Genomic DNA, 24268 nt, shown 5'->3' on the forward strand with positions numbered 1-24268 from the left:
AACTAAAAGGCCGGCATCTGCCGACCCGCCTATATATCAGTACGCCACGTCTAGAAATGCCTGGTGGGCAGCCAGCGCATGCGGACTGAACACCAGCCAGGGCTGCTCACGCTGGAATACACCGTGGATGAACGGCTGAATCGACGCCTCAACCGGCGGCAACTGCTCGGAAAATGCATCCACGGGAAAATGCTGCATGCCGAAAACCTCATCGACCGTGAGTCCGGCGAATACCTCTTGATGCTCGACGACCAGAACCCGGCGCTGCTTGCGCAGAGCAGACAACTCCAGCCCGAAATAGCCACACAGATCCATGATCGGCAACAGGCGCCCACGCACGTTCGCCACACCTTTGACCCACGCCTTTACCCCTGGAAGCAAGGTATGCCTTGGCTCATGCAGGATTTCTCCCACTTCGCCCATCGGCGCAACAAACAGGCGACCACCCATTCGAAAGCCGATGCCTGCCCACGTCTGGATGGCCTCTTGCTGAGACGGCAGTCCAGCCGCAAGTGCACGGCATCGCGCATCAATTTCGAGAAGGCGCTGAAACGGTGTTGGCGCATCAGACATGCTGGCCAGATCCCTTTGTCCGGATTACAGAGCCGCCGGATTCAACCGGCGAGAACGGCGTTAAGGGTCTTCAGCAGCGTAGCCTCATCGACCGGCTTGGTCAGGTAATCTTTGGCACCCTGCCGCTTGCCCCAGACCTTATCGGTTTCCTGATCCTTGGTGGTCACAATGATCACCGGGATGTGACTTGTTTCCGCATCTTTGGTCAGTTGCCGGGTGGCTTGAAAGCCGTTGAGCCCCGGCATGACGATATCCATCAAAACGGCATCGGGCTTTTCCTGGCGTGCCAACGCGACGCCATCTGCACCATTCTCTGCCTTGAGAACGACATGGCCATGCTTTTCCAGCATGGCCGTCAGCTTGTACATCTCGGTCGGCGAGTCATCAACAATCAGAACGCGAGCCATGATTTCTCCGTGGGAAAGGCTTCAGCGGCACAGAGGCCGAACTTCAGGATACTTGCTCCAAAGGTGCGAAATCAGGCACGTGAGCCTTGATTGCACCGAGCAATTCTTCTTTGCTGAAAGGCTTAGTGAGGTACTGGTCTGACCCCACGATCCGCCCCTTGGCCTTGTCGAACAGGCCATCCTTGGACGACAGCATAATGACCGGCGTCGACTTGAAAGAACTGTTGTTCTTGATCAACGCACAGGTCTGATAGCCATCGAGCCTGGGCATCATGATATCGACGAAAATGATGCGCGGGTGCGTGTCTGCGATCTTGGCGAGCGCATCGAAGCCATCCACCGCTGTGATCACATCACAACCTACTTTCTTCAGCAGCGTTTCGGCCGTGCGACGAATCGTTTTCGAGTCGTCGATCACCATGACCTTCAAGCCCTCGGAGTGCTGTTCCATTTCGCCCTACCATCGCCTCGGTGAGTCGTAGTTTATCGTTATGCCAGTGCGCCGGAGGCCCTGTCATCGATGGGCTGCACCCAATCGCCGGACCTTTTTAGCACACTCCTTCATGCGCAAGCTATCTGCCGCCAGAGCGCCGGGATTTTCCTTGACCCAACGCACATCCACGGCCAATCTGCCCCCACATTTCAAGCCTTCGGCAGCCTTCGCTGCCCTTTTGCGGAGACCATCACATGACTGTTCGCGTCGGGATCATCATGGACCCAATCGCGCAGATCGCCTTCAAGAAGGACAGCTCGCTGGCCATGTTGCTGGCCGCCCAGGCGCGCAACTGGACGCTGTTCTACATGGAGCAGCGCGACCTATATCAGATCGCCGGCGAGGCTCGTGCCCGCATGCGACCGCTCAAGGTATTCAACGACCCAGAACATTGGTTCGAGGTCGAGGATGAAATCGATACCGCGCTGGGCGATCTCGACGTCATCCTCATGCGCAAGGACCCGCCCTTCAACGGCGAGTACATCTATTCGACCTACTTACTGGAGCTTGCCGAGCAAACTGGCACACTGGTGGTGAACCGGCCGCAAACCCTGCGTGACTGCAATGAAAAGTTCTTCGCCACTCAGTTTCCGCAATGCACTCCGCCAACGGTAGTCAGTCGTCGGCCGGACATTTTGCGGGACTTCGCCCGAGAACAGCGTGACATCATTCTCAAACCGCTGGACGAAATGGGCGGCGCGTCGATCTTTCGTCACCGCGAAGGCGACCCTAACCTGTCGGTTATCCTCGAGGTACTGACTCGTCACGGCCAACAACAGATCATGGCGCAGCGTTATATCCCGGCAATCAAGGACGGCGACAAGCGCATCTTGATGATCGACGGCGAGCCCGTACCCTACTGCCTTGCGCGGATACCGGCCGCTGGCGAGACCCGTGGGAACCTCGCTGCAGGCGGGCGCGGCGTGGCGCAGCCGCTGTCGGATCGAGATCGTGAGATCGCTGCCCTGGTCGGCCCCGAACTGCGCAAACGGGGCCTGCTGTTCGTCGGGCTGGATGTCATCGGCGACTACCTCACGGAGATCAACATCACTAGCCCAACCTGCATCCGGGAGATCGACAATGCGTTCGACACCCGAATCGGCGAACAGCTGATGGACGCGATCGACCAGAAACTTCAGGCACGCGTGCAATAGGCTCAACAGGCGGCCATTCGCCCAGGCCGCCTCCGCTCATCGCAAGATTCGCTCGACGGCCGCCGACACGGCAAAGCTGCCGGCTGGTTCATAGACTTTTGCAGTCCTGCTGGGCAGACTGCGCGCACTTCGAGCCGACAGTAACGCGATGAACGCAGCGACACGTCAACCGACCCCAGCCACCTCGAGCGTCCGCCCCGCGGATCGCCTCGGCTTCACGCTGTTCGTGGCAGCGGTGGCCCATGCCGCGCTGATTCTGGGGCTCGGATTCAGCCTGGCGGACCCCACACAGGTGAGCAAGTCGCTAGAGATCACGATCTCCACGTTCAAAAGTGAGAAAAAGCCCGAAGAGGCCGACTTCCTGGCCCAGGATAACCAGCAGGGCAGCGGCACCCTGGAGCACAAGGCCACACCGAAGACCGACGAGCAGGCGCCTTTTCAGGACACCCAGATTCGCAAAGTCACTCCAGCTGCATCACCGCCACCGAGCAACCGCAGCGAATCAGCAAAAACCGCCGTCGCGACACGCTCGCCACAACCGGACAAGACGCCCGAAAAGCCGCAGAAAAACAAGCCTCAGCCCGAGTCGCAACCCGCGCCAGTTTTCGACAGCTCGCAACTGAGCGAGGAGATAGCCAGCCTTGAGGCTGAACTCGCCCAGGAACGTCAGGAATATGCCAAGCGTCCACGCGTAAGCCGACAAAACAGTGCTGCGACCATGCGCGACATCAGCGCGTGGTATCGCGATGAATGGCGTAAGAAGGTCGAGCGTATCGGCAACCTCAACTACCCGGACGAGGCCCGGAGGCAGCGCATCTATGGCAGCCTGCGCATGCTGGTCGTGGTCGACCGCAATGGTACGGTGCAGGAATTGCGTGTGTTGGAATCGTCCGGCCAGGCGGTACTCGACGAGGCGGCGATGCGCATCGTCAGGCTGGCTGCGCCCTTCGCGCCCTTCTCTGGAGAGCTGGCTAAGACGTTCGACCAGGTCGAGATTATCCGAACCTGGCGCTTCGAGCGCGGCGACCGGCTGTCCAGCCGCTGACGGTATCGACCAGCCTGCCGTGGCTTCACGCCCGTGCCTGCAACGCTTAAGCTAGCGGGCATGAAAGCGACCTCCCCCAGCTATCTCAAGCATCACTTCCTGATTGCCATGCCCCACATGGCCGATCCCAACTTCGCCCAGGCGCTCATTTATATCGTCGACCACACCCCGGAGGGTGCCATGGGGCTGGTCGTCAATCGTCCTAGCGGACTGACATTGACCGACGTACTCGAGCAACTACGCCCCGACGACCCGATCACGGGGATCAGCCAGCAGCTAGTGATCCTCACCGGCGGACCGGTACAGACCGATCGTGGGTTCGTCTTGCACCCGGCGGGCTCGCAGTTCCAGGCCACGCTCGACCTGGGGTCGCTCGGCATGACCACCTCGCAAGACGTGCTGTTCGCCATCGCCGACGGTCATGGGCCCCGACAGCACCTGGTCGCACTTGGCTACGCAGGCTGGGAGGCCGGGCAACTGGAGTCCGAACTGGCTAGCAATGTCTGGCTGAGCTGCCCGGCGCAGGCGCACATTCTCTTCGACCTGCCGTTCGAACAGCGACTGAGCGCGGCGGCCGCCTCGCTGGGTGTCGACCTCAATCTGCTCAGCAGCCAGGTCGGTCACTCATGAGCACTCTGCGGCTACTGCTGGGCTTCGACTATGGCACCCGGCAGATTGGTGTCGCGGTCGGCCAGGCCGTCACCGGCCAGGCGCGCGAATTGTGCGTACTCAAGGCCCAGAATGGCGTGCCCGACTGGAGCCAGGTCGAGGGCCTTATCCGCGAATGGCAGCCGGACGCATTGATCGTTGGCTTGCCGCTGAACATGGACGGCAGCGCCAGCGAGATGAGCGGACGCGCTGAGAAGTTCGCACGCCGCCTGAATGGGCGTTTCAATCTGCCGGTACACACCCACGACGAGCGCCTGACTACCTACGAAGCCAAGGGCGAGCGTCTTCGCCAGGGGCAGAACGGAGGCTACCGAGAGCGACCGGTCGATGCCCTGGCCGCGGCGCTGTTATTAGAAGGCTGGTTGAACGCCCAGCAGACCGCATGATGCGGCCCCAGGAGAAACCATGACCCTGCCCAACCCCGACCATCTGCTCCCCGAGATGGCTGCAACCCTCGGTCAGCATCTCGAGCGCCGAGGCATTAACGAGCCGCGCTTCATCGGCATACGCACGGGCGGTGTATGGGTGGCCCAATCACTCCTTCACCATCGTGGTCAGCAGGAGCCGCTGGGCATTCTGGACGTTTCGTTCTACCGCGATGATTTCACCCAGAACGGGCTGCACCCCCAGGTCAGACCGTCCGAGCTGCCATTCGAAATCGAAGGCCAGCATCTGGTGCTGGTCGACGACGTGCTGATGAGCGGACGCACCATCCGTGCCGCACTGAACGAGCTGTTCGACTATGGCCGCCCCGCCAGCGTGACACTCGTTTGTCTGCTCGATCTCAACGCTCGCGAGCTGCCGATCCGCCCTGATGTGGTGGGCGCGACCCTGTCATTGGCCCCCGAACAGCGCGTCAAGCTGCTGGGCCCCGCTCCGCTTACCCTCGAATACCAGACCCTCGCTTCCGCTAACTGAGATTCCGCGATGACGCCTACCGACGCCAAGCGCCCGCTGCAGCTGAACGATCATGGTCAGCTGCGCCACTTCCTCTCCCTGGACGGGCTGCCCCGCGAACTGCTTACCGAAATCCTCGACACCGCCGACTCCTTTCTCGAAATCGGTGCCCGCGCGGTCAAAAAGGTCCCGCTATTGCGTGGCAAGACTGTCTGCAATGTGTTCTTCGAGAACTCCACGCGCACCCGCACCACGTTCGAACTGGCCGCCAAGCGCTTGTCCGCGGATGTCATCACGCTAAATGTTTCCACCTCCTCGACCAGCAAGGGCGAGACGCTGACAGACACCTTACGCAACCTGGAGGCGATGGCTGCGGACATGTTCGTGGTGCGTCACGCCGCGTCAGGCGCTGCACACTTCATCGCCGAACATGTTTGCCCCGACGTGGCGGTGATCAACGGTGGGGATGGGCGCCATGCACACCCCACTCAAGGCATGCTCGACATGTTGACGATTCGCCGCCACAAAGGTGACTTCGATAAGCTATCAGTAGCGATCGTCGGAGACATCCTTCACTCACGCGTGGCGCGCTCCAACATGCTGGCTCTCAAGACGCTCGGCTGTCCGGATATCCGCGTCATCGGCCCCAAGACGCTACTGCCAATCGGCCTGGAGCAATATGGCGTGCGGGTGTTCAACGATATGAGCGAAGGGCTACGGGACGTGGACGTCGTGATCATGCTCCGCCTGCAGCGTGAACGCATGCAGGGCGGCCTGCTGCCCAGCGAAGGCGAGTTCTACCGCCTCTACGGCTTGACCGCCGCACGCATGGCCCTCGCCAAACCGGACGCCATCGTCATGCATCCCGGGCCCATCAACCGGGGCGTGGAGATCGAATCGGCCGTGGCCGACGGCATCCAGTCGGTGATCCTCAACCAGGTCACCTATGGCATCGCCATTCGCATGGCCGTGCTGTCGATGGCCATGAGCGGCCAAACCGCACAACGTCAGCTGGACAATGAACATGCCGCCGGGGAGCTGAACTGATGCCAACATCCATCCTCGGTGCCCGCCTGATCGATCCGGCCAGCGGTCGCGACGAAGTGACCGACATCCATTGCCTGGACGGCAAAGTGGTCGCGATCGGCGCGCCCCCTGCCGGGTTCGAGCCTGCCCATGCGCTCGATGCCAGAGGGCTGGTCGCCGCGCCCGGCCTGGTCGATCTGTCAGTCGCGTTACGTGAGCCGGGCTACAGCCGCAAGGGCAATATCGCCAGCGAGACACTTGCCGCCACCGCCGGCGGGATCACCAGCCTGTGCTGCCCGCCGCAGACGCGACCCGTATTGGACACGGCCGCAGTGGCCGAACTCATCCTCGACCGTGCCCGCCTGTCCGGCCATGCGAAAGTCTACCCGATCGGTGCCCTGACCCGCGAGCTGGCCGGCGAGCAGCTCGCCGAGCTGGTTGCTCTGCGTGACGCAGGCTGCGTGGCCTTCGGCAACGGATTGGCCAACTTTTCCAGCCAGCGCAACCTCAGCCGCGCGCTGGAATATGCCGCCACGTTCGACTTGACCGTAGTAATGCATTCGCAGGATGCCGACCTGGCCAACGGCGGCCTCGCCCATGATGGCCCGCCTGCCTCATTCCTCGGGCTAGCCGGGATACCGGAGACCGCCGAGACCATCGCACTGGCACGCAACCTGTTGCTGGTCGAGCAGGCCGGCGTACGCGCCCACTTCACTCAGCTGACCACCGCACGCGGCGCGCAGATGATCGCTGAGGCCCAGGCCCGCGGCCTGCCGGTCACGGCCGACGTCGCGATGTATCAACTGATCCTCACGGACGAGGCGCTACATGGTTTTTCCAGCCTGTATCACGTCCAGCCGCCCCTGCGCAGCGCCAAGGATCGTGAAGGGCTTCGCGAGGCGGTTCGCTCGGGTGTTATTGGGGCGATCAGCAGCCATCACCAGCCTCACGAGGCGGACGCGAAAGAAGCACCCTTCGGTGAGACGGAGCCGGGCATCAGCAGCGTGGATATCCATCTACCGCTGGCTATGACCCTGGTCGAAGACGGGTTGCTGGACCTGCCGACTCTGCTGGCACGCTTGACCAATGGCCCCGCCGCCGCGCTTAGGCTGTCCGCTGGCCGCCTGGCCGTTGGCGACGCAGCGGACGTGGTCCTGTTCGACCCAGCGAGCTCGACCCTGGCCGGCGATGCCTGGCATTCCAAGGGGCGAAACTGCCCATTCCTCGGCCATTGCCTACCCGGTGCAGTGCGTTACACGCTGGTCGACGGTCGGATCGCCTTCAATAGCTAAGACAAAGACGGCGGCGACGTGGAGACGGGGCCGCCGTCTTCAATCAACGGTTCTCCAGGTTGCGCATGGAGACCTGACTGTTCAACGTCCAAAAATCGTACAGCACGCCGACGAAGAACAAGCCGCCCGTACACAGGTAAATCAGACCGGTGATCCATTTTCCCTGGTACATCCGGTGCACGCCGAATACACCGAGGAACGTCAGGAGAATCCAGGCCACGGTGTAGTTGATCGGGCCAGACTGGAAACGCAGATCCGCTTCGCGATCCATCGACGGAATTAGAAAGAGGTCGATGATCCAACCTACAAAAAACAGGCCCAGGGTAAAGAACCAAATCGTGCCGGTAATTGGTTTGCCGTAATAGAAACGGTGCGATCCGAGAAAACCGAATATCCAGAGAAGATAGCCGATCAGCGTGCTATGGGTGTTCTGACGCATCCGAACCTCGACATGTGTGGGCCAGCCATCAGCTTATCTGAAATTCTCCTCCACTCGCGCCGCCGGACGGGCATTGCCGAACCGCGCAATGGTGATACTGTACATCCAAACAGTATCAAAGGCCTTCAGCATGCAACTGATCGAAAAACTCAGCGTTCTGGCTGATGCCGCCAAATATGATGTCTCTTGCGCCAGCAGCGGCGCGCCAAAGCGCAGTTCCAAGGGCAAGGACGGGTTAGGCGCCACGAATGGCATGGGCATCTGCCACAGCTTCACGCCAGATGGCCGCTGCGTGTCGCTGCTGAAGATCTTGCTGACTAACTTCTGTCTCTACGACTGCCAATATTGCGTCAACCGCCGCTCCAGCGACGTGCCCCGTGCACGCTTTACGCCGGAAGAGGTGGTCGCTCTGACGATGGACTTTTACCGTCGCAATTGCATCAGCGGCCTGTTTCTCAGTTCCGGGATCATCCGCTCGGCGGATTACACCATGGAGCAACTGGTGCGCGTCGCCAAGCTGCTACGCGAAGAGCACGAGTTCCGTGGATACATCCACCTCAAGACGATCCCCGACGCCGATCCGCTGCTGGTCGCCGAAGCCGGGCGCTATGCCGATCGACTCAGCGTGAATATCGAATTGCCGACCGAGACCAGCCTCATCCGCCTGGCCCCGGAGAAGCAGGTCGCAAGCATTCGCCAGACAATGCAGCGGATTCACCAGGGCGAAACCGAGGCCTCGAGCGAGCGCCGCGCCCCCCGGTTCACGCCAGCCGGGCAGAGCACGCAGATGATTGTCGGTGCGGACGATACCGACGACAGCACCATCCTCGGCACTGCGCAGTCGCTCTATGGCAGCTACCGGCTGAAACGGGTCTACTACTCGGCGTTCAGCCCGATCCCGCACAGCCCCTCCAGCGTTCCGGCCGAGCCTCCGCCGCTGCTCCGGGAGCATCGCCTTTACCAAGCGGACTTCCTCATGCGGGGCTATGGCTTCACTGCCGGCGAACTGTTCAGCGGGCCCGGCAACCTCGCACTCGATATTGACCCCAAGCTCGCCTGGGCGCTGGCACACCGCGAGCAGTTCCCGGTGGACCTGAACCGCGCGGAGGAGCAGATGATCGCCCGCGTCCCCGGGATCGGCATGCTTAGCGCCAGACGGTTGGTCGACCTGCGCCGGCAGAAGCGCATCCGCTTCGAGGATCTGACCCGCCTGCGCTGCGCCTTGGAAAAGGCCAAGCCCTTCGTCATCACCCAGGATTACCGGCCACGCCTGGCCGGCCAGGAATCCGCAGCCCTACGCCAACATTTGCGCGACGCGCCCGCGCAGATGGCGCTCTGGTGATGTTCACCGCACGGTTCGATGGCAGCTTCGAGGATTGGCGCCGCTGCGCACGGGCGCTGTTGCATAGCGCGATAGAGCCTCATGAGGTGAGTTGGGCGACGAGCGACTCCTCGCCCGGACTCTTTGAGACACCTCCGCCGCCGCTGGCGACGTCCGGCCAAGGTATTCGCATCCCTAAGTCCCTACTGGCCGAACTCGAAATGGCGGCGTGCTTTCGCATGCACGACCGCTGGGCACTGCTCTACCGAGTGCTATGGCGCGTCGCGCAGGGCGACGCTGCTGGGCGGCTCGTTGGCGACGTCGATGGCAGTGAGCTGCACGCTCGTATCAAAGCGGTGCGCCGCGAAGCACACCACTTGCATGCATTCCTAAGGTTCATGCCACGCGAGGAGCCGGACGGGCCTGAGCATGTGGCGTGGTTCGAACCTGCGCATGATGTCTTGCCCTGGGCAGCGGAGCATTTCACCCATCGCATGGGCCGCCTCACCTGGCTGATCGCGAGCCCGGAGGATGGTGTGTGCTGGGACGGCGCGCAGCTGCACTACAACCGCCCCTGCCCGCCCTCCTGGCGTGCGCTCGCGCAAGGCGCGTCCGACCCGGGCGGCGCAATGTGGAAAACCTATTATGAGAGCACCTTCAACCCCGCCCGCCTCAACCGCAGCGTGATGGAAAGCAACCTGCCGGTGCGGTTCTGGAAGCATCTTCCCGAAGGCGAATTGATACCCCAACTGATGAGCCGCGCAAGGGCCGGGGCGCAGCGTGACGGCCAGGCCGAGCGCGTCGCCAGCAAAGCCGGCAAGCGCATCGGGCAGGCGCGGAAGGAAAACGATTAGCGGAAGCTGCGGCCCGGATCGTCGTCGCTGACTTCGAGCGTGAGCCCTTGGGACACGCTGGTCAGGTGCTCGCCATCCGTCTCTGAGCCGAGCTTGATCATCAGGCGCAGGTCGTTTGAAGAGTCGGCGTGGGCCAAGGCATCTTCGTAGGTGATCTCGCCCTGCACGTAGAGGTTGTAGAGCGCCTGATCGAAGGTCTGCATGCCCAGGTCGGTAGAGCGCTTCATCAGACTCTTGAGTTCATGTACCTCGCCTTTGCGGATGAGGTCGGCGGCCAGTGGCGTGTTGATCAGCACTTCGATGACCGCGCGACGCCCCTTGCCGTCGGGCGTCGGGATCAACTGCTGGGCGACGATAGCCTTGAGGTTCAACGACAGATCCATCCAGACCTGCTGCTGCCGGTCGGCGGGGAAGAAGTTGATGATGCGATCCAGCGCCTGGTTGGCGTTGTTGGCGTGCAGCGTGGCCAGGCAGAGGTGCCCGGTTTCGGCGAACGCGACGGCGTAGTCCATGGTTTCGCGAGTCCGCACCTCGCCGATCAGAATTACATCCGGTGCCTGGCGCAGGGTGTTCTTCAGGGCCACGTCGAACGAATCGGTGTCGATGCCGACCTCGCGCTGAGTCACGATGCAGCTCTGGTGCTGATGGATGAACTCGATCGGGTCCTCGATGGAAATGATGTGCCCGCTGGAGTTCTTGTTGCGGTAGCCAATCATCGCCGCGAGGGACGTCGACTTGCCGGTACCGGTCGCGCCGACGAAGAGCACCAGGCCGCGCTTGGTCATCGCCAGCTTTTTCAGCACCTCGGGCAGCTTGAGGTCTTCAATGGTAGGAATGTTGGTTTCGATACGCCGAAGCACCATGCCCGCCAGGTTGCGTTGATAGAAGGCACTGACGCGGAAACGACCGATGCCGCGCGCACTGATGGCGAAGTTGCATTCGTGGTTTTCAGCGAACTCGCGCCGCTGCTGCTCGTTCATCACGGCATGCACGGTTTCGCGCGTCATCTCCGGCGACATGGGCGTCTTGTTGACGGGCAGGATCTTGCCATTGACCTTCATCGACGGCGGCACGCCCGCTGTAATGAAGAGGTCGGAGCCACCCTTTTCCACCATCAGGCGCAACAGTTTCTCGAATTCCATCGTCGTTCTCGTATTCGTCGGGCGAAACCGCGTTCAGGCAAATCGGCGTGCCAGCCCACAACGCTGGCGCGCCAGGGTCAGAAGTTTTCCGGCTGCTTGGCCTTTTCCCGGGCGCTGTCGCGCGAGATCACGCCTTTGGCCAGCAAGCCCTTGAGGCATGAGTCCAGCGTCTGCATGCCCAGCGAGCCGCCGGTCTGGATGGCGGAATACATTTGCGCCACCTTGTCTTCGCGAATCAGGTTCCGGATCGCCGGGGTCCCGATCATGATCTCGTGCGCTGCCACTCGGCCGCCCCCGACCTTCTTCAGCAGCGTCTGGGAAATGACTGCCTGCAGGGATTCGGAGAGCATCGAGCGCACCATGGATTTCTCCTCGGCCGGGAACACGTCGACTACGCGGTCGATCGTCTTGGCGGCGGAGGTGGTGTGTAGGGTGCCAAAGACCAGGTGCCCGGTTTCCGCGGCAGTCAGCGCCAGGCGGATGGTTTCAAGGTCACGCATCTCGCCCACGAGGATGATGTCCGGGTCTTCACGCAGGGCCGAGCGCAGGGCTTCGGAGAAGCCCAACGTGTCACGGTGCACTTCACGCTGGTTGACCAAGCACTTCTTGGACTCGTGGACGAATTCGATCGGGTCCTCGATGGTGAGGATATGGTGGTACTTGGTGTTGTTCAGATAGTCGAGCATCGCAGCCAAGGTGGTCGATTTGCCCGAACCGGTCGGCCCGGTTACCAGCACCAGCCCGCGCGGCACGTCGGTAATCTTGCGGAAAACCTCGCCCATGTTCAGGTCTTCCATGGTCAGCACCTTGGAAGGAATGGTCCGGAACACCGCACCGGCGCCGCGGTTCTGGTTGAAGGCGTTGACCCGGAAGCGGGCCACGCCGGGCACCTCGAACGAAAAGTCGGTCTCAAGGAATTCTTCGAAATCCTTGCGCTGCTTGTCGTTCATGATGTCGTAGATCAGCGCGTGTACCTGCTTGTGGTCCATCGCGGGGAGGTTGATCCGGCGGACGTCGCCATCGACGCGGATCATCGGCGGAAGGCCGGAAGACAGGTGCAAATCCGACGCACCCTGCTTGGCACTGAAGGCCAGCAGCTCTGTGATATCCATGGGACTCCCCAATTACAAGCAAGCAGGTAGAATGCCGCGCAGACCCTAGGCTGGCGGGCGCAGGTAATGTCCACGATAGCGAACAATATTGCAAAGGTCGCAGCGCGCATCCGTGAGGCGGCGCAAGCTGTGGCTCGCAATCCTGACGAGGTGCACCTGTTGGCGGTCAGCAAGACCCAACCCGCCGAGGCGATTCGCCAGGCGCATGCCGCAGGGCTTCGCGATTTTGGTGAGAACTATTTGCAGGAAGCCTTGGAGAAACAGGCCGTGCTGGGCGATTTGCCGCTGGCCTGGCATTTCATTGGGCCCATCCAGTCGAACAAGACCAAATCGATCGCCGAGCACTTCGACTGGGTGCATTCGGTTGACCGCCTGAAAGTCGCCCAGCGCCTGTCCGACCAGCGCCCTGCGGACAAACCGCCGCTCAATGTCTGCCTGCAGGTCAACGTCAGCGGAGAGGCCAGCAAGTCGGGCTGTGAGCCGCACGAAGTGGCGGAACTGGCCAGCCGCATCGCCGAACTGCCGCACCTGCGTCTCCGCGGCCTGATGACCATTCCGGCGCCGACCGACGACCCGGCCGAGCAACATGCCGCTTTCGCCCGCCTGCGCAGCCTGCAAGCCAACCTCGCGCTTGATCTCGACAGCCTCTCGATGGGCATGAGCCAGGATCTGGAGGCCGCCATCGCCGAAGGCGCCACCTGGGTCCGTATCGGCACTGCCCTGTTCGGTGCTCGCGACTACAGCACCCCCGCATGAATAAAGGAAACCACGCATGACCACATCCCGTATCGCCTTCATCGGCGGCGGCAACATGGCGGCCAGTCTGATTGGTGGACTGCGCGCCCAGGGCACTCCTGCCGAGGCCCTTTCCGCTAGTGACCCCGGCGAAGACAAGCGCAAGGCACTGGCGGGCGAATACGGCATCGCCACCTTCGCGGACAACGCGGCGGCGATCGATCAGGCCGATGTGGTGGTGCTGGCAGTCAAGCCACAGGTGATGCAGGAGGTCTGCCGAGCCCTGGCCGGATCGCTGCGTGCCAACCAACTGATCGTCTCGATCGCCGCGGGCATCACGTGCGCCAGCCTGCAAGCTTGGCTCGGCGAACAGCCCCCTCGTGCCATCGTGCGCTGCATGCCCAATACCCCGTCGCTGCTGCGCCAGGGCGTCAGCGGGCTCTTTGCCAACACTCAGGTCAACGACAGGCAACGGCAACAGGCCGAGCAGCTGCTCAGTGCGGTGGGCGTCGCCCTTTGGCTGGATCATGAGGGCATGATTGATGCCGTCACCGCGGTGTCCGGCAGTGGCCCGGCCTACTTCTTCCTCTTGATCGAGGCCATGACGGCCGCCGGCGAACGTCTGGGCCTACCTCGTGATACCGCGGCACAACTGACACTGCAGACCGCACTGGGGGCTGCACGCATGGCTTGCGATAGCAACGTCGAGGCCGCTGAATTGAGACGCCGAGTCACCTCACCGAACGGAACCACCGAAGCGGCAATCAAAGCCTTTCAGGCGGGGGGCTTCGAGCAGCTGGTACAGCAGGCGCTGGGCGCCGCCGCCAAACGCTCGGCTGAACTCGCCGAACAACTGGGCCAATAAGGAGCATTCATGTCGCAACTCTCGCAAGCCCTGATCCTGATCGTTCAAACGCTCGGCAGCCTCTATCTGCTGATCGTACTGCTGCGGTTCATCCTGCAGCTGGTTCGGGCTGATTTTTACAACCCGCTGAGCCAGTTCATCGTCCGCGCCACGCACCCGCTGCTGAAGCCGCTGCGGCGCGTCATTCCAAGCGTCGGCGGCCTCGACCTCTCATCGCTGGTGCTGGCAGTTATCGTGCAGATGCTGCTGATGGCAGCCGTGCTGATGATCGCCTACGGCACCATCGGCAACGTACTACAGCTGCTGGTATGGGCCATCATTGGCGTGACCGGCCTGTTCCTTAATATCTTCTTCTATGCACTCATCATCAGCGTAATCCTGTCGTGGGTCGCGCCAGGCAGCCACAACCCGGGCGCTCAGCTGGTAAGCCAGGTTTGCGAGCCGGCACTAGCACCCTTCCGGCGCCTGTTGCCAAACCTGGGTGGGCTGGATATTTCACCGATCTTCGCGCTTCTTGCGATCAAGCTGCTGGACATGCTGGTAATCAACAATCTGGCGGTAAGCACCCATATGCCCAATATCTTGCGCGCGCTGATCTGACCGGCGACCGCCCATTCGCTTCATCAGGCCTTTGGGCGGTAGATCACAGCCATGCGATTGACGGCATCCCGGCGACTGGGATAATCGCCCGATCATGCCTTTCAGGACCCCCTCATGGAACGACTCGACCGGCAAGTGGACGCCTATGTCTCCTGGAAGCGCGACCTCATTCGGGAAATCACCCGCTATCGCAGCTGGCTGACGCACAATCGGCTCAATTCAGAGGCCGTCGATTCCCGGCTCGACCGGGCGCTGAAGTTGCTGCGGACCGATCACATCACCCTGGCCTTCGTCGGCGAGTTCTCACGCGGCAAGACCGAGCTGATCAACAGCTTGTTCTTTTCTGAATACGGCCAACGCATCCTGCCCTCGCGCGCCGGGCGTACCACCATGTGCCCGACGGAACTCTTCTTCGACCCGCGCGCCGCTCAATCCTATATTCGCCTGCTGCCGATCGAGTCACGCCTGGAGGAGTCCAGCATCGCGCAGTACAAGCGCACCCCTCAGGCCTGGCTGAACCTACCCCTGCATGCCGACGACCCGCAGCGAATGGTGGAGGCCTTCGCCCAGGTGGCCTCGACCAAATCGGTCACGGCCGACCAAGCGCTGAAACTCGGCTTCCAAGCCGACACGCTGGAGGCTTCCAGCGTCGAGGGCGAGGTACTGGTGCCCGCGTGGCGCCATGCCCTGGTCAATTTTGACCACCCGCTTTTGCGCCAAGGTCTGCGCGTACTGGACACCCCGGGGCTGAACGCCCTAGGCAGCGAACCAGAGCTGACCCTGTCGATGCTGCCTAGCGCCCAGGCAGTGATTTTCCTGCTCTCGGCCGATGCTGGCGTGACGGCCAGCGACATGGAGATATGGCAGCAACACATCCGTCAACTCGACGACGGCAACCGCAATCGGTTGTTCGCCGTGCTCAACAAGATCGACGTGTTATGGGACGACGTCGCCGGCGATAGCTTCGTGCAGGCAGCAATCGACCGCATGCAGGCCAGCACCGCCAAACAGCTGGGCTTGCCCGTCGAGGGCGTGCTGCCGCTGTCGGCAAAACAAGCCTTGCTAGGCAAGATCCGCGGCGACAACGCCCTACTCGAGCGCAGCCGGCTGGTCGCTCTCGAGCAATTGCTGTGTGAGCGCATCCTCGCCCAGAAGGAGCATCTGCTGGAGCAGCAGGTGGTTCGCCAGGTCATCGCCTTGCTGCAAGGCAGCCAGCAGATCCTGACGCAGCGGCTGAGCAAGGTACGCGAGCAATGCGAGCTGCTGGACAATCACCGCCAAGACAACGGCCAGATGCTGCTGGAGCTGACCGCTCGCACCCGGCACGATCACAACCAACACCACAAGCGCCTGCTGCAGCTCAAGACCAACCAGCGCCTGTTGCAGCGCCAGGGCGAGCTCTTGCGCTCAACGATCCGCGCGGAGCGGCTGGACGAGCACCTGACCCGCCTGCGTCGCAGCCTGACTGGCAGCCTGACCACGCTCGGCATCAACCTCAGCATCCTGCATTTCTTCCGCTCGGTGGAACAGGACCTGGGCGCGCTTGAGCAGGAGGCCGCCCTGGCCAACAAGATGGTCGCGGCCATCTATCGTCGGCACAACGAGGAAAACCCGCTGCACGGCGCGGACGCCCCGCTGTTTCGGCTCGCACCCTACCAATTGGAACTCAAGGCCCTTCAGGGCAAGGCGGATCAGTTCCGCCTGCAGCTCAAGACATTGCTCACCGAGCAGGGCACCCTGACCCGGCGCTTTTTTGCCACGCTCGTGCAAGAAGTGGTTGCCATGCACCAGCGCCTGCGGCAGGAGGCCGAGCACTGGGCCGCAGAGGCCCTGCTGCCCTTGATGCAGCACTCGCTGGAACACAAGCAGCAACTCGAAGCCCACATGCTGCGCCTCAAGAGTCTGGCGCAAGACAGCCAGCAAAGCAGCCAGCGTGGTCGACTACTGACCCGCTACAGCGTCGAACTCGAACAGCAACTGACCCAAGCCGGGGACATCCTGCGCATTCTCAGGCGCCCGGCACCGATTCGCCGGCAAGGCAAGGTCGTCGCCATCGGTGCGGCCAGCGTCGGCTGATCCAGGGCTGCGATTGGGCGTGAATTGACGCGCGCTTGGCATTAGACTCTGCCGCCTTGTCCCACTACGAGCCAGGGTCGATGCCCATAGCTATTCCAGCCGATTCCGTTGGCCTGGTACGTCCGAAGATCGAGCATTTTTCCGAACCGCTGGCACTGGCCTGCGGCCGCACGCTGCACGACTACCAGCTCATCTACGAAACCTATGGCCAGTTGAACGCAGCGCGCAGCAACGCCGTGCTGATCTGCCACGCGCTCTCCGGGCACCACCACGCCGCCGGCTACCATGACGCCGAGGACCGCAAACCAGGCTGGTGGGACAGCTGCATCGGCCCCGGCAAGGCCATCGACACCAACCGCTTCTTTGTCGTCAGCCTGAACAACCTTGGCGGCTGCAACGGCTCCACCGGCCCCTGCAGCCTCAACCCCCTTACCGGCAACCCTTACGGTGCTGATTTTCCGGTGGTCACGGTCGAGGATTGGGTAAACAGCCAAGCGCGTCTGGCCGATGTGCTTGGCATCGATCAATGGGCAGCGGTGGTCGGTGGCAGCCTCGGTGGCATGCAGGCCCTGCAATGGACAATGAGCTACCCGGAGCGGGTGCGCAATTGTGTGGCCATTGCCTCGGCGCCGAAGCTGTCGGCACAGAACATCGCCTTCAACGAAGTGGCGCGCCAGGCGATCCTTTCCGACCCGGAGTTCCACGGCGGGCATTTCCAGGAACAGGGCGTGATCCCAAAGCGCGGCCTGATGCTGGCGCGGATGGTCGGCCACATTACCTACCTGTCCGACGACGCCATGGGAACCAAGTTCGGCCGCGGCTTGAAGAGCGAGAAGCTCAACTACGACTTCAACAGTGTCGAGTTCCAGGTCGAAAGCTACCTGCGTTACCAGGGCGAGGAATTCTCCACCCGCTTCGACGCCAATACCTACCTGTTGATGACCAAGGCGCTGGATTACTTCGACCCGGCAGCAGCGCACTACGACGACCTTGCCCGTGCGCTATCGGTAGCACAGTCGGACTTCTGCATCATGTCGTTCACCACCGACTGGCGTTTCTCGCCGGAACGCTCACGGGAAATAGTCGATGCACTGATGGCTGCCCGCAAGAACGTTTCCTACCTGGAAATCGACGCGCCCCAGGGTCACGATGCCTTCCTAATCCCCATCCCTCGCTATCTGCAGGCCTTCCGCGGATACATGAACCGCATCGCCGTATAAGGAACCAACATGCGCGCCGACCTGGACATCATCCAAGACTGGATACCAGAGGGCAGCCGGGTACTCGACCTCGGCTGCGGCAAAGGCGACCTGCTGGCTTGGCTGCAGCAGAATAAAAAGGTCAGCGGCTATGGCCTGGAAATCGACCCTGACAACATCGCAGCCTGCATCGACAAGGGCGTCAACGTCATCGAGCAGGACCTGGACAAGGGCCTTGGAAACTTCGCCAGCAACAGCTTCGATATGGTCGTCATGACCCAGGCACTGCAGGCCGTTCACTACCCGCACGAATTGCTGCGCGAAATGCTACGCGTCGGCCGCGAGTGCATCATCACCTTTCCGAATTTCGGCCACTGGCGCTGCCGCTGGTACCTCGCCAGCAAGGGCCGCATGCCGGTTTCGGAGTTTCTGCCGTACACGTGGTACAACACGCCGAACATCCACTTCTGCACCTTCGAGGACTTCGAGCGGCTGAGCCACGAGCTCGGCGCCCGAGTGCTCGAGCGCCTGGCCGTGGATCGCCATCACAAGCACGGCCTGGCCAGTCGCATCTGGCCAAACCTGATCGGCGAAATCGGTATCTACCGGCTAACCGGCCAGGGCCGCTGACCGTTACCCAAAGGAGGATTCATCGTGACACGCAGCCTGATCGTTCTTCTTGCCCTGATATTTGCCCTACCCGCCTTGGCCGAACGCAAGCACAGCGTCGGCGAGCATGAGGTGCATTACATCGCCTTCAATTCCAGCTTCCTGCAGCCTGAGATAGCCGCCGCGGCCGGCCTGGTGCGCAGCCGTGCCCAGGGCGTGGTCAATGTCTCGGTACTCAAGTCAGGCCAGCCGGTCGCCGCGCAGGTCAGCGGTAGCGTCAAGGACCTGCTCGGAAAGGATTACCCACTGACCTTCAAGCAACACAAAGAGGGTGACGCTGCGATCTATTATCTGGCGCAGTTCCCGTTCGAATCTCGCGAAACACTGCGATTCAACCTAAACGTGCTGCCATCCGGTAGCGCCCCGATCAATTTCGACTTCACTCAAGAATTCTTTCCGGACGAATGATGACCTTCGACGAATTGGTGCTGGCCAGCCACAACGCCGGCAAGCTGAAGGAACTACAGGCCATGCTGGGCGACGCTGTCCGCGTGCGGTCGGTCGGCGAATTCAGCGATGTGGAACCCGAAGAAACCGGCCTTTCGTTCATCGAGAACGCCATCCTCAAGGCGCGCAATGCTGCGCGCGTTTCCGGGCTGCCGGCACTTGCCGACGATTCGGGCCTGGCGGTCGACTATCTCGGCGGCGCACCGGGCATCTACTCGGCGCGCTACGCCGATGGCCAGGGTGACGCTGCCAACAATGCCAAACTGCTCGAGGCGCTGCGCGACGTCCCGGACGCCGAGCGCGGCGCCCAGTTCGTCTGCGCGCTGGCTCTGGTCCGGCATGCCAACGACCCGCTGCCGATCATCTGCGAAGGCCTTTGGCATGGGCGCATTCTGCAGGCGCCGCGTGGTGAGCACGGCTTCGGCTACGACCCACTGTTCTGGGTGCCCGAACAAAACTGCGCCAGCGCCGAAATGCTCCCCGCCGACAAAAACCGCCTCAGCCACCGTGCACGCGCCATGGCGCAACTGAGGGCGAGGCTGGGGCTCGCATGAGCCAGGCTGGCAATGGGCAGCCGGACGCTAACAGCAGATGTACGGATAGCCTCGAGCTGCCTCCCCTGGCCGCTTACGTCCATATCCCCTGGTGCGTTCGCAAGTGTCCCTACTGCGACTTCAACTCCCATGCCGCCGGACCTCGGCTGCCCGAAGACGAATATGTCGAGGCGCTGATTAACGACCTCAAGCGGGATACCGAACTCGTACAGGGCCGCCAAGTGACCTCGGTGTTCTTCGGCGGCGGTACGCCGAGCCTGTTTTCGGCTAGGGCCTTGGGTCGCATACTTGACGCGCTCGATCAGCGAGTGGGTTTCGTCGATGACATCGAGATCACGCTCGAAGCCAATCCCGGCACCTTTGAGCAAGCCAAGTTTCGCGATTACCGACAGCTCGGCATAAACCGCTTGTCGATCGGCGTGCAGAGTTTTCAAGCGGACAAGCTGGAAGCGCTTGGCCGCATCCATGACGGCGAGGAGGCGATCCGCGCCGCGGGCATGGCACGAGCGGCGGGCTTCGACAACTTCAACCTGGACCTCATGCACGGCTTGCCTGGGCAGACCCTGGACGACGCGCTGCACGACTTGCAGACCGCCATCGCGCAACAACCGACGCATCTGTCTTGGTATCAACTGACGGTCGAACCGAACACCGAGTTCTGGACCCGTCCACCAAAGCTGCCAGAAGACGAAACGCTTTGGGACATCCAGGAGGCTGGCCAGGCGTTGCTCGCCGCGCACGGCTATCGCCAGTACGAAACCTCTGCGCATGCACAGCCGGGCCGCCAGGCGCGACACAACCTGAATTATTGGACTTTTGGCGATTTTCTCGGCCTCGGCGCCGGCGCCCACGGCAAGGCCACAATCGCGGGCGGCGCCATTCGTCGCAACTGGAAAACCCGGCGCCCCGCAGACTATCTCGATCCCGCCACAGCCTTCTGTGCCGGCGACCGAACCTTGGACGATGGTGAGCTGCCCTTCGAATTTCTGATGAATGTGCTGCGCCTCACCGACGGCGTACCCGCGACACTGTTCACTCAGCGCACCGGACTGGCGATCGAAACACTGGCCGCCGGGCGGCGCGAAGCCGAAGCCCGCGGCCTGCTGGAGCGCGATCCGCAACGGTTGGTCGCCACGCCTAAAGGCCAGCTTTTTCTCAACGACCTGCTGCAGCTATTCCTGCCCTAAGGACCTCCGCATGGATCTCGTACTCGACCTCATCGCCACCCTGTCGCGTTGGAGCCGAAGCCACCTGTTCGACATCTCGCTGGCAATCATGGCGACCCTGTTCGTCCTGTTCGGACCGGCACTCAACGCTTGGGTGCAAAAGAACATCGGCGGGCTGAATTTCATCCTGCGCACCCTGGCGTTCGTAGTCTTCTGCGCCTTGGTCTATGGCCTTGGCATCATTTATCTCACGCCGTGGCTGGCCAAAGGCCTGGCGCAGTTCAACAACTACACGCTCGCACCGGTGCTCCTGCTGGTGCTGTTCATCATCGGTGTTGTCGCCGACCGGAACTGAGGCAAACAAACCGCCCTGCCGGGCGGTTCTCATCGGACGTCAGTTACCACGCCTCAACGCAGCCGGGGAGAAATCCCGCGGGCTCAGCCGAACATCAAAGTCATACATTTGCTCGTTGTTATCCAACCCGTCGACGAAGTAGTTACCGTCCTTGAGGTGGTACAGCGTCTCGACGGTGCTGTTGAACATCGGCACCTCGTAATAGCTGATTGGATGGCTTTCCTGCAGGCCGATCAGCTCGCCGTTCTCGTCGTACAGGTCCACCGCCAGGATCGACCAGCTGTCTTCGTCAATGTAGAAGCGACGCTTGTCGTAGGGATGATCGAAGCCTTTACGCAGGGTGGCGTCGACGACCCAGACACGGTGCAGCTCATAGCGCAGCAGTTCCGGATTCAAGGTGCGAGCGCGGACGATGTCTTCATACGGAATGCCCTTCTGATGAATGGCATAGCTGTTGTACGGCACCAGCATTTCGCGCTTGGCCACCAGCGTCCACTCGTAGCGATCCGGCGCGCCATTGAAGGAGTCGACCACGTCGGCGGTCGCCAGGCCGCTGGTATCGGGCTGTAGCGAGTCGTAGGCCAGCGATGGCAGGCGGCGGACACGACGGTCCGACGGGCTATAGCGCCATGCTTTGCGCACGGCCAGCACCTGATCGAGTGGATCCTGCACGACCAGCGAGGTGCCGGAGAGCTTGGCCGGTGCGGTGACGCGGTACTTGTAGTACAGCGAGGTGTTGTCCAGGTCAGCCTGGGTGATGCCATCGCGGTTGTAGACGTAGTAGATGTGTCGGTCGCGGCGGATATACGTGGGGTTGCCGTTGATCACCACGGCTTGGTTGTTGACGAAATGGGTCTGGTCGCCCTTGTAGTGCAGGACATGGTTCCAGATCACTTCCATGCCGTCTTGCGGGATGGGGAACGGAATGCCCGCCGAGGCGCCACGGATACCGTTGCCGTTGGCGATCAGCTCGGCATCGACTGCATTCTGCCGGGTTGCGTCGTAGATGCGCTGAGGGTTCGCGGCACTGCGACGCGACGGGAAGACGCGCAGGTAGAAGTCGGAGTTACGCTCGACCAGGGCGCGAAGGCCCTCGGGCAGCAGTGCGGCGTATTCGGCGACGTTGCTGTTGTCGACACGATAAAGCATGGCGTCATCGGCGAAGGGATCAGGGTGATGCATGCCGGCGCTGTAGCCTTCCGGCGGCTGTACCCCGCCGGTCCAGGCCGGAATGGTCCCGGCCGCGTTACCGGCGCGCTCGCCGCCGAGCGGCGTCAGATCCTGACCGAGGCGCGCGGCCTCGCTTTCATTGACCTTGGCCTGGGCTTGGCTGGCGCATACCGCCAACAGCAGAACTCCGAGTTTTCTGAACATCTGTATCGCTCCTTTGCAGCTGGATTGGCAGGCTGCAGGTCACCGTCCCGCCAGGAGGCAGGGCGCGTCATCGTTGTAGTTGTGTGCCGGAAGGTTGCCATCCTGGCGAGCCGTCGTGTGTGGTGTCGTCCCTGGGCCGCTTCGTGCGGCTCTATCGGGCGCCTGGTTGGCGCCCGTTTGTAGTGTGTCGCTTCAGTCGATGCGCTCGAACTTGATGTCCCATACGCCATGCCCCAGACGCTCGCCGCGGCGTTCGAACTTGGTCACTGGTCGCTCCGCGGGGCGCTCGACACAGTGCCCATCGGCAGCCAGATTGCGATAGCCAGGCGCGACGTTCATGACGTCGAGCATGTGTTCGGCATAGGGTTCCCAGTCGGTCGCCATGTGCAGGACGCCGCCGACCTTGAGCTTCTGCCGGACCAGCTCGGCAAACGCCGGCTGGACGATACGCCGCTTGTGGTGGCGACTCTTGTGCCATGGATCGGGGAAGAACAGCAGAACCCGATCCAGGCTCGCATCGGGGACGCATTCACGCAGCACTTCAAGGGCATCGCAACTGTAGACACGGACATTATTTAGGTTTTGTGACACAAGTCCGTTTAACAGCGCACCGACGCCCGGCGTATGTACCTCGACGCCGATGAAGTCCTGCTCGGGCGCCGCGGCTGCCATTTCCAGCGTCGAATGGCCCATACCGAAGCCAATTTCGAAAGTACGCGGCGCGGTGCGGCCGAAAACCTCGTCGAAGTCTCGCAGACCATCGGCCAGTTCGAGGCCGAAGCGTGGCCAACCCTGGTCGAGGCCGCGTTGCTGGCCTTCGGTCATGCGACCGGCACGCATCACGAAGCTCTTGATGGTGCGCATGCGTCGCTGGCCATCGGCCGGTGGGGAAGTATCGATCATCGAGTGAAACCTGCAGGATGCTGTACCGCCCGCGCTCGAATGGCGCAGGCGGAGGGTGGGGCTCAGCGAATCAGGCCGTCCATGGGCGAGGACGCGCTGGCGTAGAGCTTCTTCGGCATGCGGCCGGCCAGATAGGCCAGGCGCCCCGCCTCGATCGCGTGCTTCATGGCCTGCGCCATCAGCACAGGTTGTTGAGCATGGGCGATGGCGCTGTTCATGAGTACCGCCTCGCAGCCCAGCTCCATGGCGATGGTTGCGTCCGAGGCGGTACCGACGCCGGCATCGACCAGCACCGGAACCTTCGCCTCTTCGAGAATGATGCGAAGGTTGTAGGGATTGCAGATGCCCAGTCCGGTGCCGATCAGGCCAGCCAGCGGCATCACGGCAATGCAACCCATGTCGGCAAGTTGGCGCGCGATGATTGGGTCGTCGCTGGTGTACACCATGACGTCGAAGCCTTCCTTGACCAATACCTCGGCGGCCTTGAGTGTCTCGATGACGTTGGGGAACAAGGTCTTCTGGTCAGCCAGCACTTCGAGCTTGACCAGTTTGTGCCCGTCGAGCAGCTCGCGCGCCAGGCGGCAGGTGCGCACCGCGTCCTCGGCGTCATAGCAACCAGCCGTGTTCGGCAAGATGGTGTAGCGCTCAGGCGAGATGACGTCGAGCAGGTTCGGCTCGCCCGGATTCTGGCCGATGTTGGTTCGGCGCACGGCCACGGTGACGATCTCGGCACCCGAGGCCTCGATGGCCGCGCGCGTTTCGTCGAGGTCCTTGTACTTGCCAGTACCGACCAGCAGCCGCGACTGATAGGTGCGACCGGCCAGCGTGAAGGGTTTGTCTTGGGGAACTGGGCTCATGGTGCCCTCCTGTTCAGGCGTGATGCGGTGAAAAAGGCACGCGT

At 62.1% G+C, this 24268-nt stretch carries 28 protein-coding genes; 19 read left to right on the plus strand and 9 right to left on the minus strand.

From position 1 onward, the window contains the following. Positions 1-36: 36 nt before the first annotated feature. Genes KXR72_RS17065 through pilG form a run of 3 tightly spaced genes read right to left on the minus strand, consistent with a single transcriptional unit; the run spans position 37 to position 1431 of the window. On the minus strand, positions 37-573 hold the full coding sequence (locus tag KXR72_RS17065) for a chemotaxis protein CheW (protein WP_437422285.1): 537 nt from the start codon (positions 571-573) through the stop codon (positions 37-39). 41 nt (positions 574-614) lie between these two features. Then, a complete protein-coding gene (gene pilH, locus KXR72_RS17070; protein WP_021206021.1) occupies positions 615-980 on the minus strand; it encodes a twitching motility response regulator PilH in 366 nt (121 codons plus the stop codon). Positions 981-1023: 43 nt separating this feature from the next. Further along, positions 1024-1431, minus strand: coding sequence for a twitching motility response regulator PilG (gene pilG / locus KXR72_RS17075; RefSeq protein WP_243604198.1), 408 nt, complete (start codon positions 1429-1431; stop codon positions 1024-1026). 236 nt (positions 1432-1667) lie between these two features. On the opposite strand from pilG, the gene gshB reads away from it, so the two are divergent. From gshB to KXR72_RS17110, 7 genes are all read left to right on the plus strand, one after another. Beyond that, positions 1668-2627: a glutathione synthase gene (gshB, locus tag KXR72_RS17080; RefSeq protein ID WP_437422286.1), complete on the plus strand. Its 960-nt coding sequence runs from the start codon at positions 1668-1670 to the stop codon at positions 2625-2627. A gap of 148 nt (positions 2628-2775) precedes the next feature. Then, positions 2776-3672, plus strand: coding sequence for a TonB family protein (locus KXR72_RS17085; RefSeq protein WP_437422287.1), 897 nt, complete (start codon positions 2776-2778; stop codon positions 3670-3672). A 60-nt stretch (positions 3673-3732) separates the two neighbouring features. Continuing rightward, positions 3733-4302 carry a YqgE/AlgH family protein gene (locus tag KXR72_RS17090; RefSeq protein ID WP_437422288.1) on the plus strand — a complete coding sequence of 190 codons (570 nt, stop codon included), beginning with the start codon at positions 3733-3735 and terminating at the stop codon, positions 4300-4302. After that, the gene (ruvX, locus tag KXR72_RS17095) at positions 4299-4727 is read left to right on the plus strand and encodes a Holliday junction resolvase RuvX (RefSeq protein WP_437422289.1); all 429 of its coding nucleotides are present in this window, start codon (positions 4299-4301) and stop codon (positions 4725-4727) included. Before KXR72_RS17090 ends, ruvX begins: the two co-directional genes overlap by 4 nt. A 19-nt stretch (positions 4728-4746) precedes the next feature. Beyond that, complete coding sequence (pyrR, locus tag KXR72_RS17100) at positions 4747-5259, plus strand: bifunctional pyr operon transcriptional regulator/uracil phosphoribosyltransferase PyrR (RefSeq protein WP_437422290.1); 513 nt, start codon at positions 4747-4749, stop codon at positions 5257-5259. A 9-nt stretch (positions 5260-5268) separates the two neighbouring features. Then, positions 5269-6285: an aspartate carbamoyltransferase catalytic subunit gene (locus KXR72_RS17105; protein ID WP_437422291.1), complete on the plus strand. Its 1017-nt coding sequence runs from the start codon at positions 5269-5271 to the stop codon at positions 6283-6285. After that, the gene (locus KXR72_RS17110; RefSeq protein WP_437422292.1) at positions 6285-7556 is read left to right on the plus strand and encodes a dihydroorotase; all 1272 of its coding nucleotides are present in this window, start codon (positions 6285-6287) and stop codon (positions 7554-7556) included. Before KXR72_RS17105 ends, KXR72_RS17110 begins: the two co-directional genes overlap by 1 nt. A gap of 43 nt (positions 7557-7599) precedes the next feature. On the opposite strand, the gene KXR72_RS17115 is transcribed toward KXR72_RS17110, so the two are convergent. Next, positions 7600-7995: an NINE protein gene (locus KXR72_RS17115; RefSeq protein ID WP_437422293.1), complete on the minus strand. Its 396-nt coding sequence runs from the start codon at positions 7993-7995 to the stop codon at positions 7600-7602. 130 nt (positions 7996-8125) lie between these two features. Here KXR72_RS17115 and KXR72_RS17120 point away from each other — a divergent pair, with 130 nt between their 5' ends. Together KXR72_RS17120 and KXR72_RS17125 are read left to right on the plus strand one after the other, a co-directional pair. Further along, the gene (locus tag KXR72_RS17120) at positions 8126-9337 is read left to right on the plus strand and encodes a putative DNA modification/repair radical SAM protein (protein ID WP_437422294.1); all 1212 of its coding nucleotides are present in this window, start codon (positions 8126-8128) and stop codon (positions 9335-9337) included. Next, positions 9337-10170 (plus strand): TIGR03915 family putative DNA repair protein, encoded by an 834-nt coding sequence (locus tag KXR72_RS17125; protein ID WP_437422295.1) that lies wholly within the window; start codon positions 9337-9339, stop codon positions 10168-10170. Before KXR72_RS17120 ends, KXR72_RS17125 begins: the two co-directional genes overlap by 1 nt. On the opposite strand, the gene KXR72_RS17130 is transcribed toward KXR72_RS17125, so the two are convergent. After that, complete coding sequence (locus KXR72_RS17130) at positions 10167-11312, minus strand: PilT/PilU family type 4a pilus ATPase (protein ID WP_437422296.1); 1146 nt, start codon at positions 11310-11312, stop codon at positions 10167-10169. The two genes, KXR72_RS17125 and KXR72_RS17130, sit on opposite strands and share 4 nt — an antisense overlap. A gap of 77 nt (positions 11313-11389) precedes the next feature. Continuing rightward, positions 11390-12424: a type IV pilus twitching motility protein PilT gene (pilT, locus tag KXR72_RS17135; RefSeq protein WP_437422297.1), complete on the minus strand. Its 1035-nt coding sequence runs from the start codon at positions 12422-12424 to the stop codon at positions 11390-11392. Between the two features lie 66 nt (positions 12425-12490). On the opposite strand from pilT, the gene KXR72_RS17140 reads away from it, so the two are divergent. From KXR72_RS17140 to KXR72_RS17185, 10 genes are all read left to right on the plus strand, one after another. Next, entirely contained in the window at positions 12491-13180 is a 690-nt protein-coding gene (locus KXR72_RS17140) for a YggS family pyridoxal phosphate-dependent enzyme (RefSeq protein ID WP_437422298.1), read from the plus strand. A gap of 16 nt (positions 13181-13196) precedes the next feature. Beyond that, on the plus strand, positions 13197-14024 hold the full coding sequence (gene proC, locus KXR72_RS17145) for a pyrroline-5-carboxylate reductase (protein ID WP_437422299.1): 828 nt from the start codon (positions 13197-13199) through the stop codon (positions 14022-14024). Positions 14025-14033: 9 nt separating this feature from the next. Continuing rightward, positions 14034-14624 carry a YggT family protein gene (locus tag KXR72_RS17150; protein WP_437422300.1) on the plus strand — a complete coding sequence of 197 codons (591 nt, stop codon included), beginning with the start codon at positions 14034-14036 and terminating at the stop codon, positions 14622-14624. Between the two features lie 114 nt (positions 14625-14738). Beyond that, positions 14739-16700, plus strand: coding sequence for a dynamin family protein (locus KXR72_RS17155; RefSeq protein ID WP_437422301.1), 1962 nt, complete (start codon positions 14739-14741; stop codon positions 16698-16700). Positions 16701-16780: 80 nt separating this feature from the next. Next, positions 16781-17920 carry a homoserine O-succinyltransferase MetX gene (metX, locus tag KXR72_RS17160; RefSeq protein WP_437422302.1) on the plus strand — a complete coding sequence of 380 codons (1140 nt, stop codon included), beginning with the start codon at positions 16781-16783 and terminating at the stop codon, positions 17918-17920. 9 nt (positions 17921-17929) lie between these two features. After that, positions 17930-18529: a methionine biosynthesis protein MetW gene (metW, locus tag KXR72_RS17165; RefSeq protein ID WP_437422303.1), complete on the plus strand. Its 600-nt coding sequence runs from the start codon at positions 17930-17932 to the stop codon at positions 18527-18529. 24 nt (positions 18530-18553) lie between these two features. Beyond that, complete coding sequence (locus KXR72_RS17170) at positions 18554-18976, plus strand: DUF4426 domain-containing protein (protein ID WP_437422304.1); 423 nt, start codon at positions 18554-18556, stop codon at positions 18974-18976. Beyond that, positions 18973-19569, plus strand: a complete 597-nt coding sequence (rdgB, locus tag KXR72_RS17175) for an RdgB/HAM1 family non-canonical purine NTP pyrophosphatase (RefSeq protein WP_437422305.1) — start codon at positions 18973-18975, stop codon at positions 19567-19569. The genes KXR72_RS17170 and rdgB overlap by 4 nt, the downstream gene beginning before the upstream one ends. Further along, positions 19566-20756: a radical SAM family heme chaperone HemW gene (gene hemW / locus KXR72_RS17180; RefSeq protein WP_437422306.1), complete on the plus strand. Its 1191-nt coding sequence runs from the start codon at positions 19566-19568 to the stop codon at positions 20754-20756. Before rdgB ends, hemW begins: the two co-directional genes overlap by 4 nt. A gap of 10 nt (positions 20757-20766) precedes the next feature. Beyond that, a complete protein-coding gene (locus KXR72_RS17185; protein ID WP_437422307.1) occupies positions 20767-21090 on the plus strand; it encodes a DUF3392 domain-containing protein in 324 nt (107 codons plus the stop codon). 39 nt (positions 21091-21129) lie between these two features. On the opposite strand, the gene KXR72_RS17190 is transcribed toward KXR72_RS17185, so the two are convergent. The 3 genes from KXR72_RS17190 to KXR72_RS17200 all read right to left on the minus strand — a co-directional run bounded on the left by KXR72_RS17190 (position 21130) and on the right by KXR72_RS17200 (position 24224). Continuing rightward, positions 21130-22464, minus strand: a complete 1335-nt coding sequence (locus KXR72_RS17190) for a DUF1329 domain-containing protein (RefSeq protein WP_437422308.1) — start codon at positions 22462-22464, stop codon at positions 21130-21132. 192 nt (positions 22465-22656) lie between these two features. Beyond that, complete coding sequence (gene trmB, locus KXR72_RS17195) at positions 22657-23367, minus strand: tRNA (guanosine(46)-N7)-methyltransferase TrmB (RefSeq protein ID WP_437422309.1); 711 nt, start codon at positions 23365-23367, stop codon at positions 22657-22659. A gap of 62 nt (positions 23368-23429) precedes the next feature. After that, positions 23430-24224: a thiazole synthase gene (locus KXR72_RS17200; protein ID WP_437422310.1), complete on the minus strand. Its 795-nt coding sequence runs from the start codon at positions 24222-24224 to the stop codon at positions 23430-23432. Positions 24225-24268 lie beyond the last annotated feature (44 nt).

The organism is Stutzerimonas chloritidismutans, from assembly GCF_051486945.1.
Taxonomy (GTDB): Bacteria; Pseudomonadota; Gammaproteobacteria; order Pseudomonadales; family Pseudomonadaceae; genus Stutzerimonas; species Stutzerimonas chloritidismutans_B.

Excerpts from the sequence above, each read along its gene's own strand:
- KXR72_RS17065 (WP_437422285.1), bottom strand. The coding sequence starts at position 573 with ATGTCTGATGCGCCAACACCGTTTCAGCGCCTTCTCGAAATTGATGCG.
- pilH (WP_021206021.1), bottom strand. The coding sequence starts at position 980 with ATGGCTCGCGTTCTGATTGTTGATGACTCGCCGACCGAGATGTACAAG.
- pilG (WP_243604198.1), bottom strand. The coding sequence starts at position 1,431 with ATGGAACAGCACTCCGAGGGCTTGAAGGTCATGGTGATCGACGACTCG.
- gshB (WP_437422286.1), top strand. The coding sequence starts at position 1,668 with ATGACTGTTCGCGTCGGGATCATCATGGACCCAATCGCGCAGATCGCC.
- KXR72_RS17085 (WP_437422287.1), top strand. The coding sequence starts at position 2,776 with ATGAACGCAGCGACACGTCAACCGACCCCAGCCACCTCGAGCGTCCGC.
- KXR72_RS17090 (WP_437422288.1), top strand. The coding sequence starts at position 3,733 with ATGAAAGCGACCTCCCCCAGCTATCTCAAGCATCACTTCCTGATTGCC.
- ruvX (WP_437422289.1), top strand. The coding sequence starts at position 4,299 with ATGAGCACTCTGCGGCTACTGCTGGGCTTCGACTATGGCACCCGGCAG.
- pyrR (WP_437422290.1), top strand. The coding sequence starts at position 4,747 with ATGACCCTGCCCAACCCCGACCATCTGCTCCCCGAGATGGCTGCAACC.
- KXR72_RS17105 (WP_437422291.1), top strand. The coding sequence starts at position 5,269 with ATGACGCCTACCGACGCCAAGCGCCCGCTGCAGCTGAACGATCATGGT.
- KXR72_RS17110 (WP_437422292.1), top strand. The coding sequence starts at position 6,285 with ATGCCAACATCCATCCTCGGTGCCCGCCTGATCGATCCGGCCAGCGGT.
- KXR72_RS17115 (WP_437422293.1), bottom strand. The coding sequence starts at position 7,995 with ATGCGTCAGAACACCCATAGCACGCTGATCGGCTATCTTCTCTGGATA.
- KXR72_RS17120 (WP_437422294.1), top strand. The coding sequence starts at position 8,126 with ATGCAACTGATCGAAAAACTCAGCGTTCTGGCTGATGCCGCCAAATAT.
- KXR72_RS17125 (WP_437422295.1), top strand. The coding sequence starts at position 9,337 with ATGTTCACCGCACGGTTCGATGGCAGCTTCGAGGATTGGCGCCGCTGC.
- KXR72_RS17130 (WP_437422296.1), bottom strand. The coding sequence starts at position 11,312 with ATGGAATTCGAGAAACTGTTGCGCCTGATGGTGGAAAAGGGTGGCTCC.
- pilT (WP_437422297.1), bottom strand. The coding sequence starts at position 12,424 with ATGGATATCACAGAGCTGCTGGCCTTCAGTGCCAAGCAGGGTGCGTCG.
- KXR72_RS17140 (WP_437422298.1), top strand. The coding sequence starts at position 12,491 with ATGTCCACGATAGCGAACAATATTGCAAAGGTCGCAGCGCGCATCCGT.
- proC (WP_437422299.1), top strand. The coding sequence starts at position 13,197 with ATGACCACATCCCGTATCGCCTTCATCGGCGGCGGCAACATGGCGGCC.
- KXR72_RS17150 (WP_437422300.1), top strand. The coding sequence starts at position 14,034 with ATGTCGCAACTCTCGCAAGCCCTGATCCTGATCGTTCAAACGCTCGGC.
- KXR72_RS17155 (WP_437422301.1), top strand. The coding sequence starts at position 14,739 with ATGGAACGACTCGACCGGCAAGTGGACGCCTATGTCTCCTGGAAGCGC.
- metX (WP_437422302.1), top strand. The coding sequence starts at position 16,781 with ATGCCCATAGCTATTCCAGCCGATTCCGTTGGCCTGGTACGTCCGAAG.
- metW (WP_437422303.1), top strand. The coding sequence starts at position 17,930 with ATGCGCGCCGACCTGGACATCATCCAAGACTGGATACCAGAGGGCAGC.
- rdgB (WP_437422305.1), top strand. The coding sequence starts at position 18,973 with ATGATGACCTTCGACGAATTGGTGCTGGCCAGCCACAACGCCGGCAAG.
- hemW (WP_437422306.1), top strand. The coding sequence starts at position 19,566 with ATGAGCCAGGCTGGCAATGGGCAGCCGGACGCTAACAGCAGATGTACG.
- KXR72_RS17185 (WP_437422307.1), top strand. The coding sequence starts at position 20,767 with ATGGATCTCGTACTCGACCTCATCGCCACCCTGTCGCGTTGGAGCCGA.
- KXR72_RS17190 (WP_437422308.1), bottom strand. The coding sequence starts at position 22,464 with ATGTTCAGAAAACTCGGAGTTCTGCTGTTGGCGGTATGCGCCAGCCAA.
- trmB (WP_437422309.1), bottom strand. The coding sequence starts at position 23,367 with ATGATCGATACTTCCCCACCGGCCGATGGCCAGCGACGCATGCGCACC.
- KXR72_RS17200 (WP_437422310.1), bottom strand. The coding sequence starts at position 24,224 with ATGAGCCCAGTTCCCCAAGACAAACCCTTCACGCTGGCCGGTCGCACC.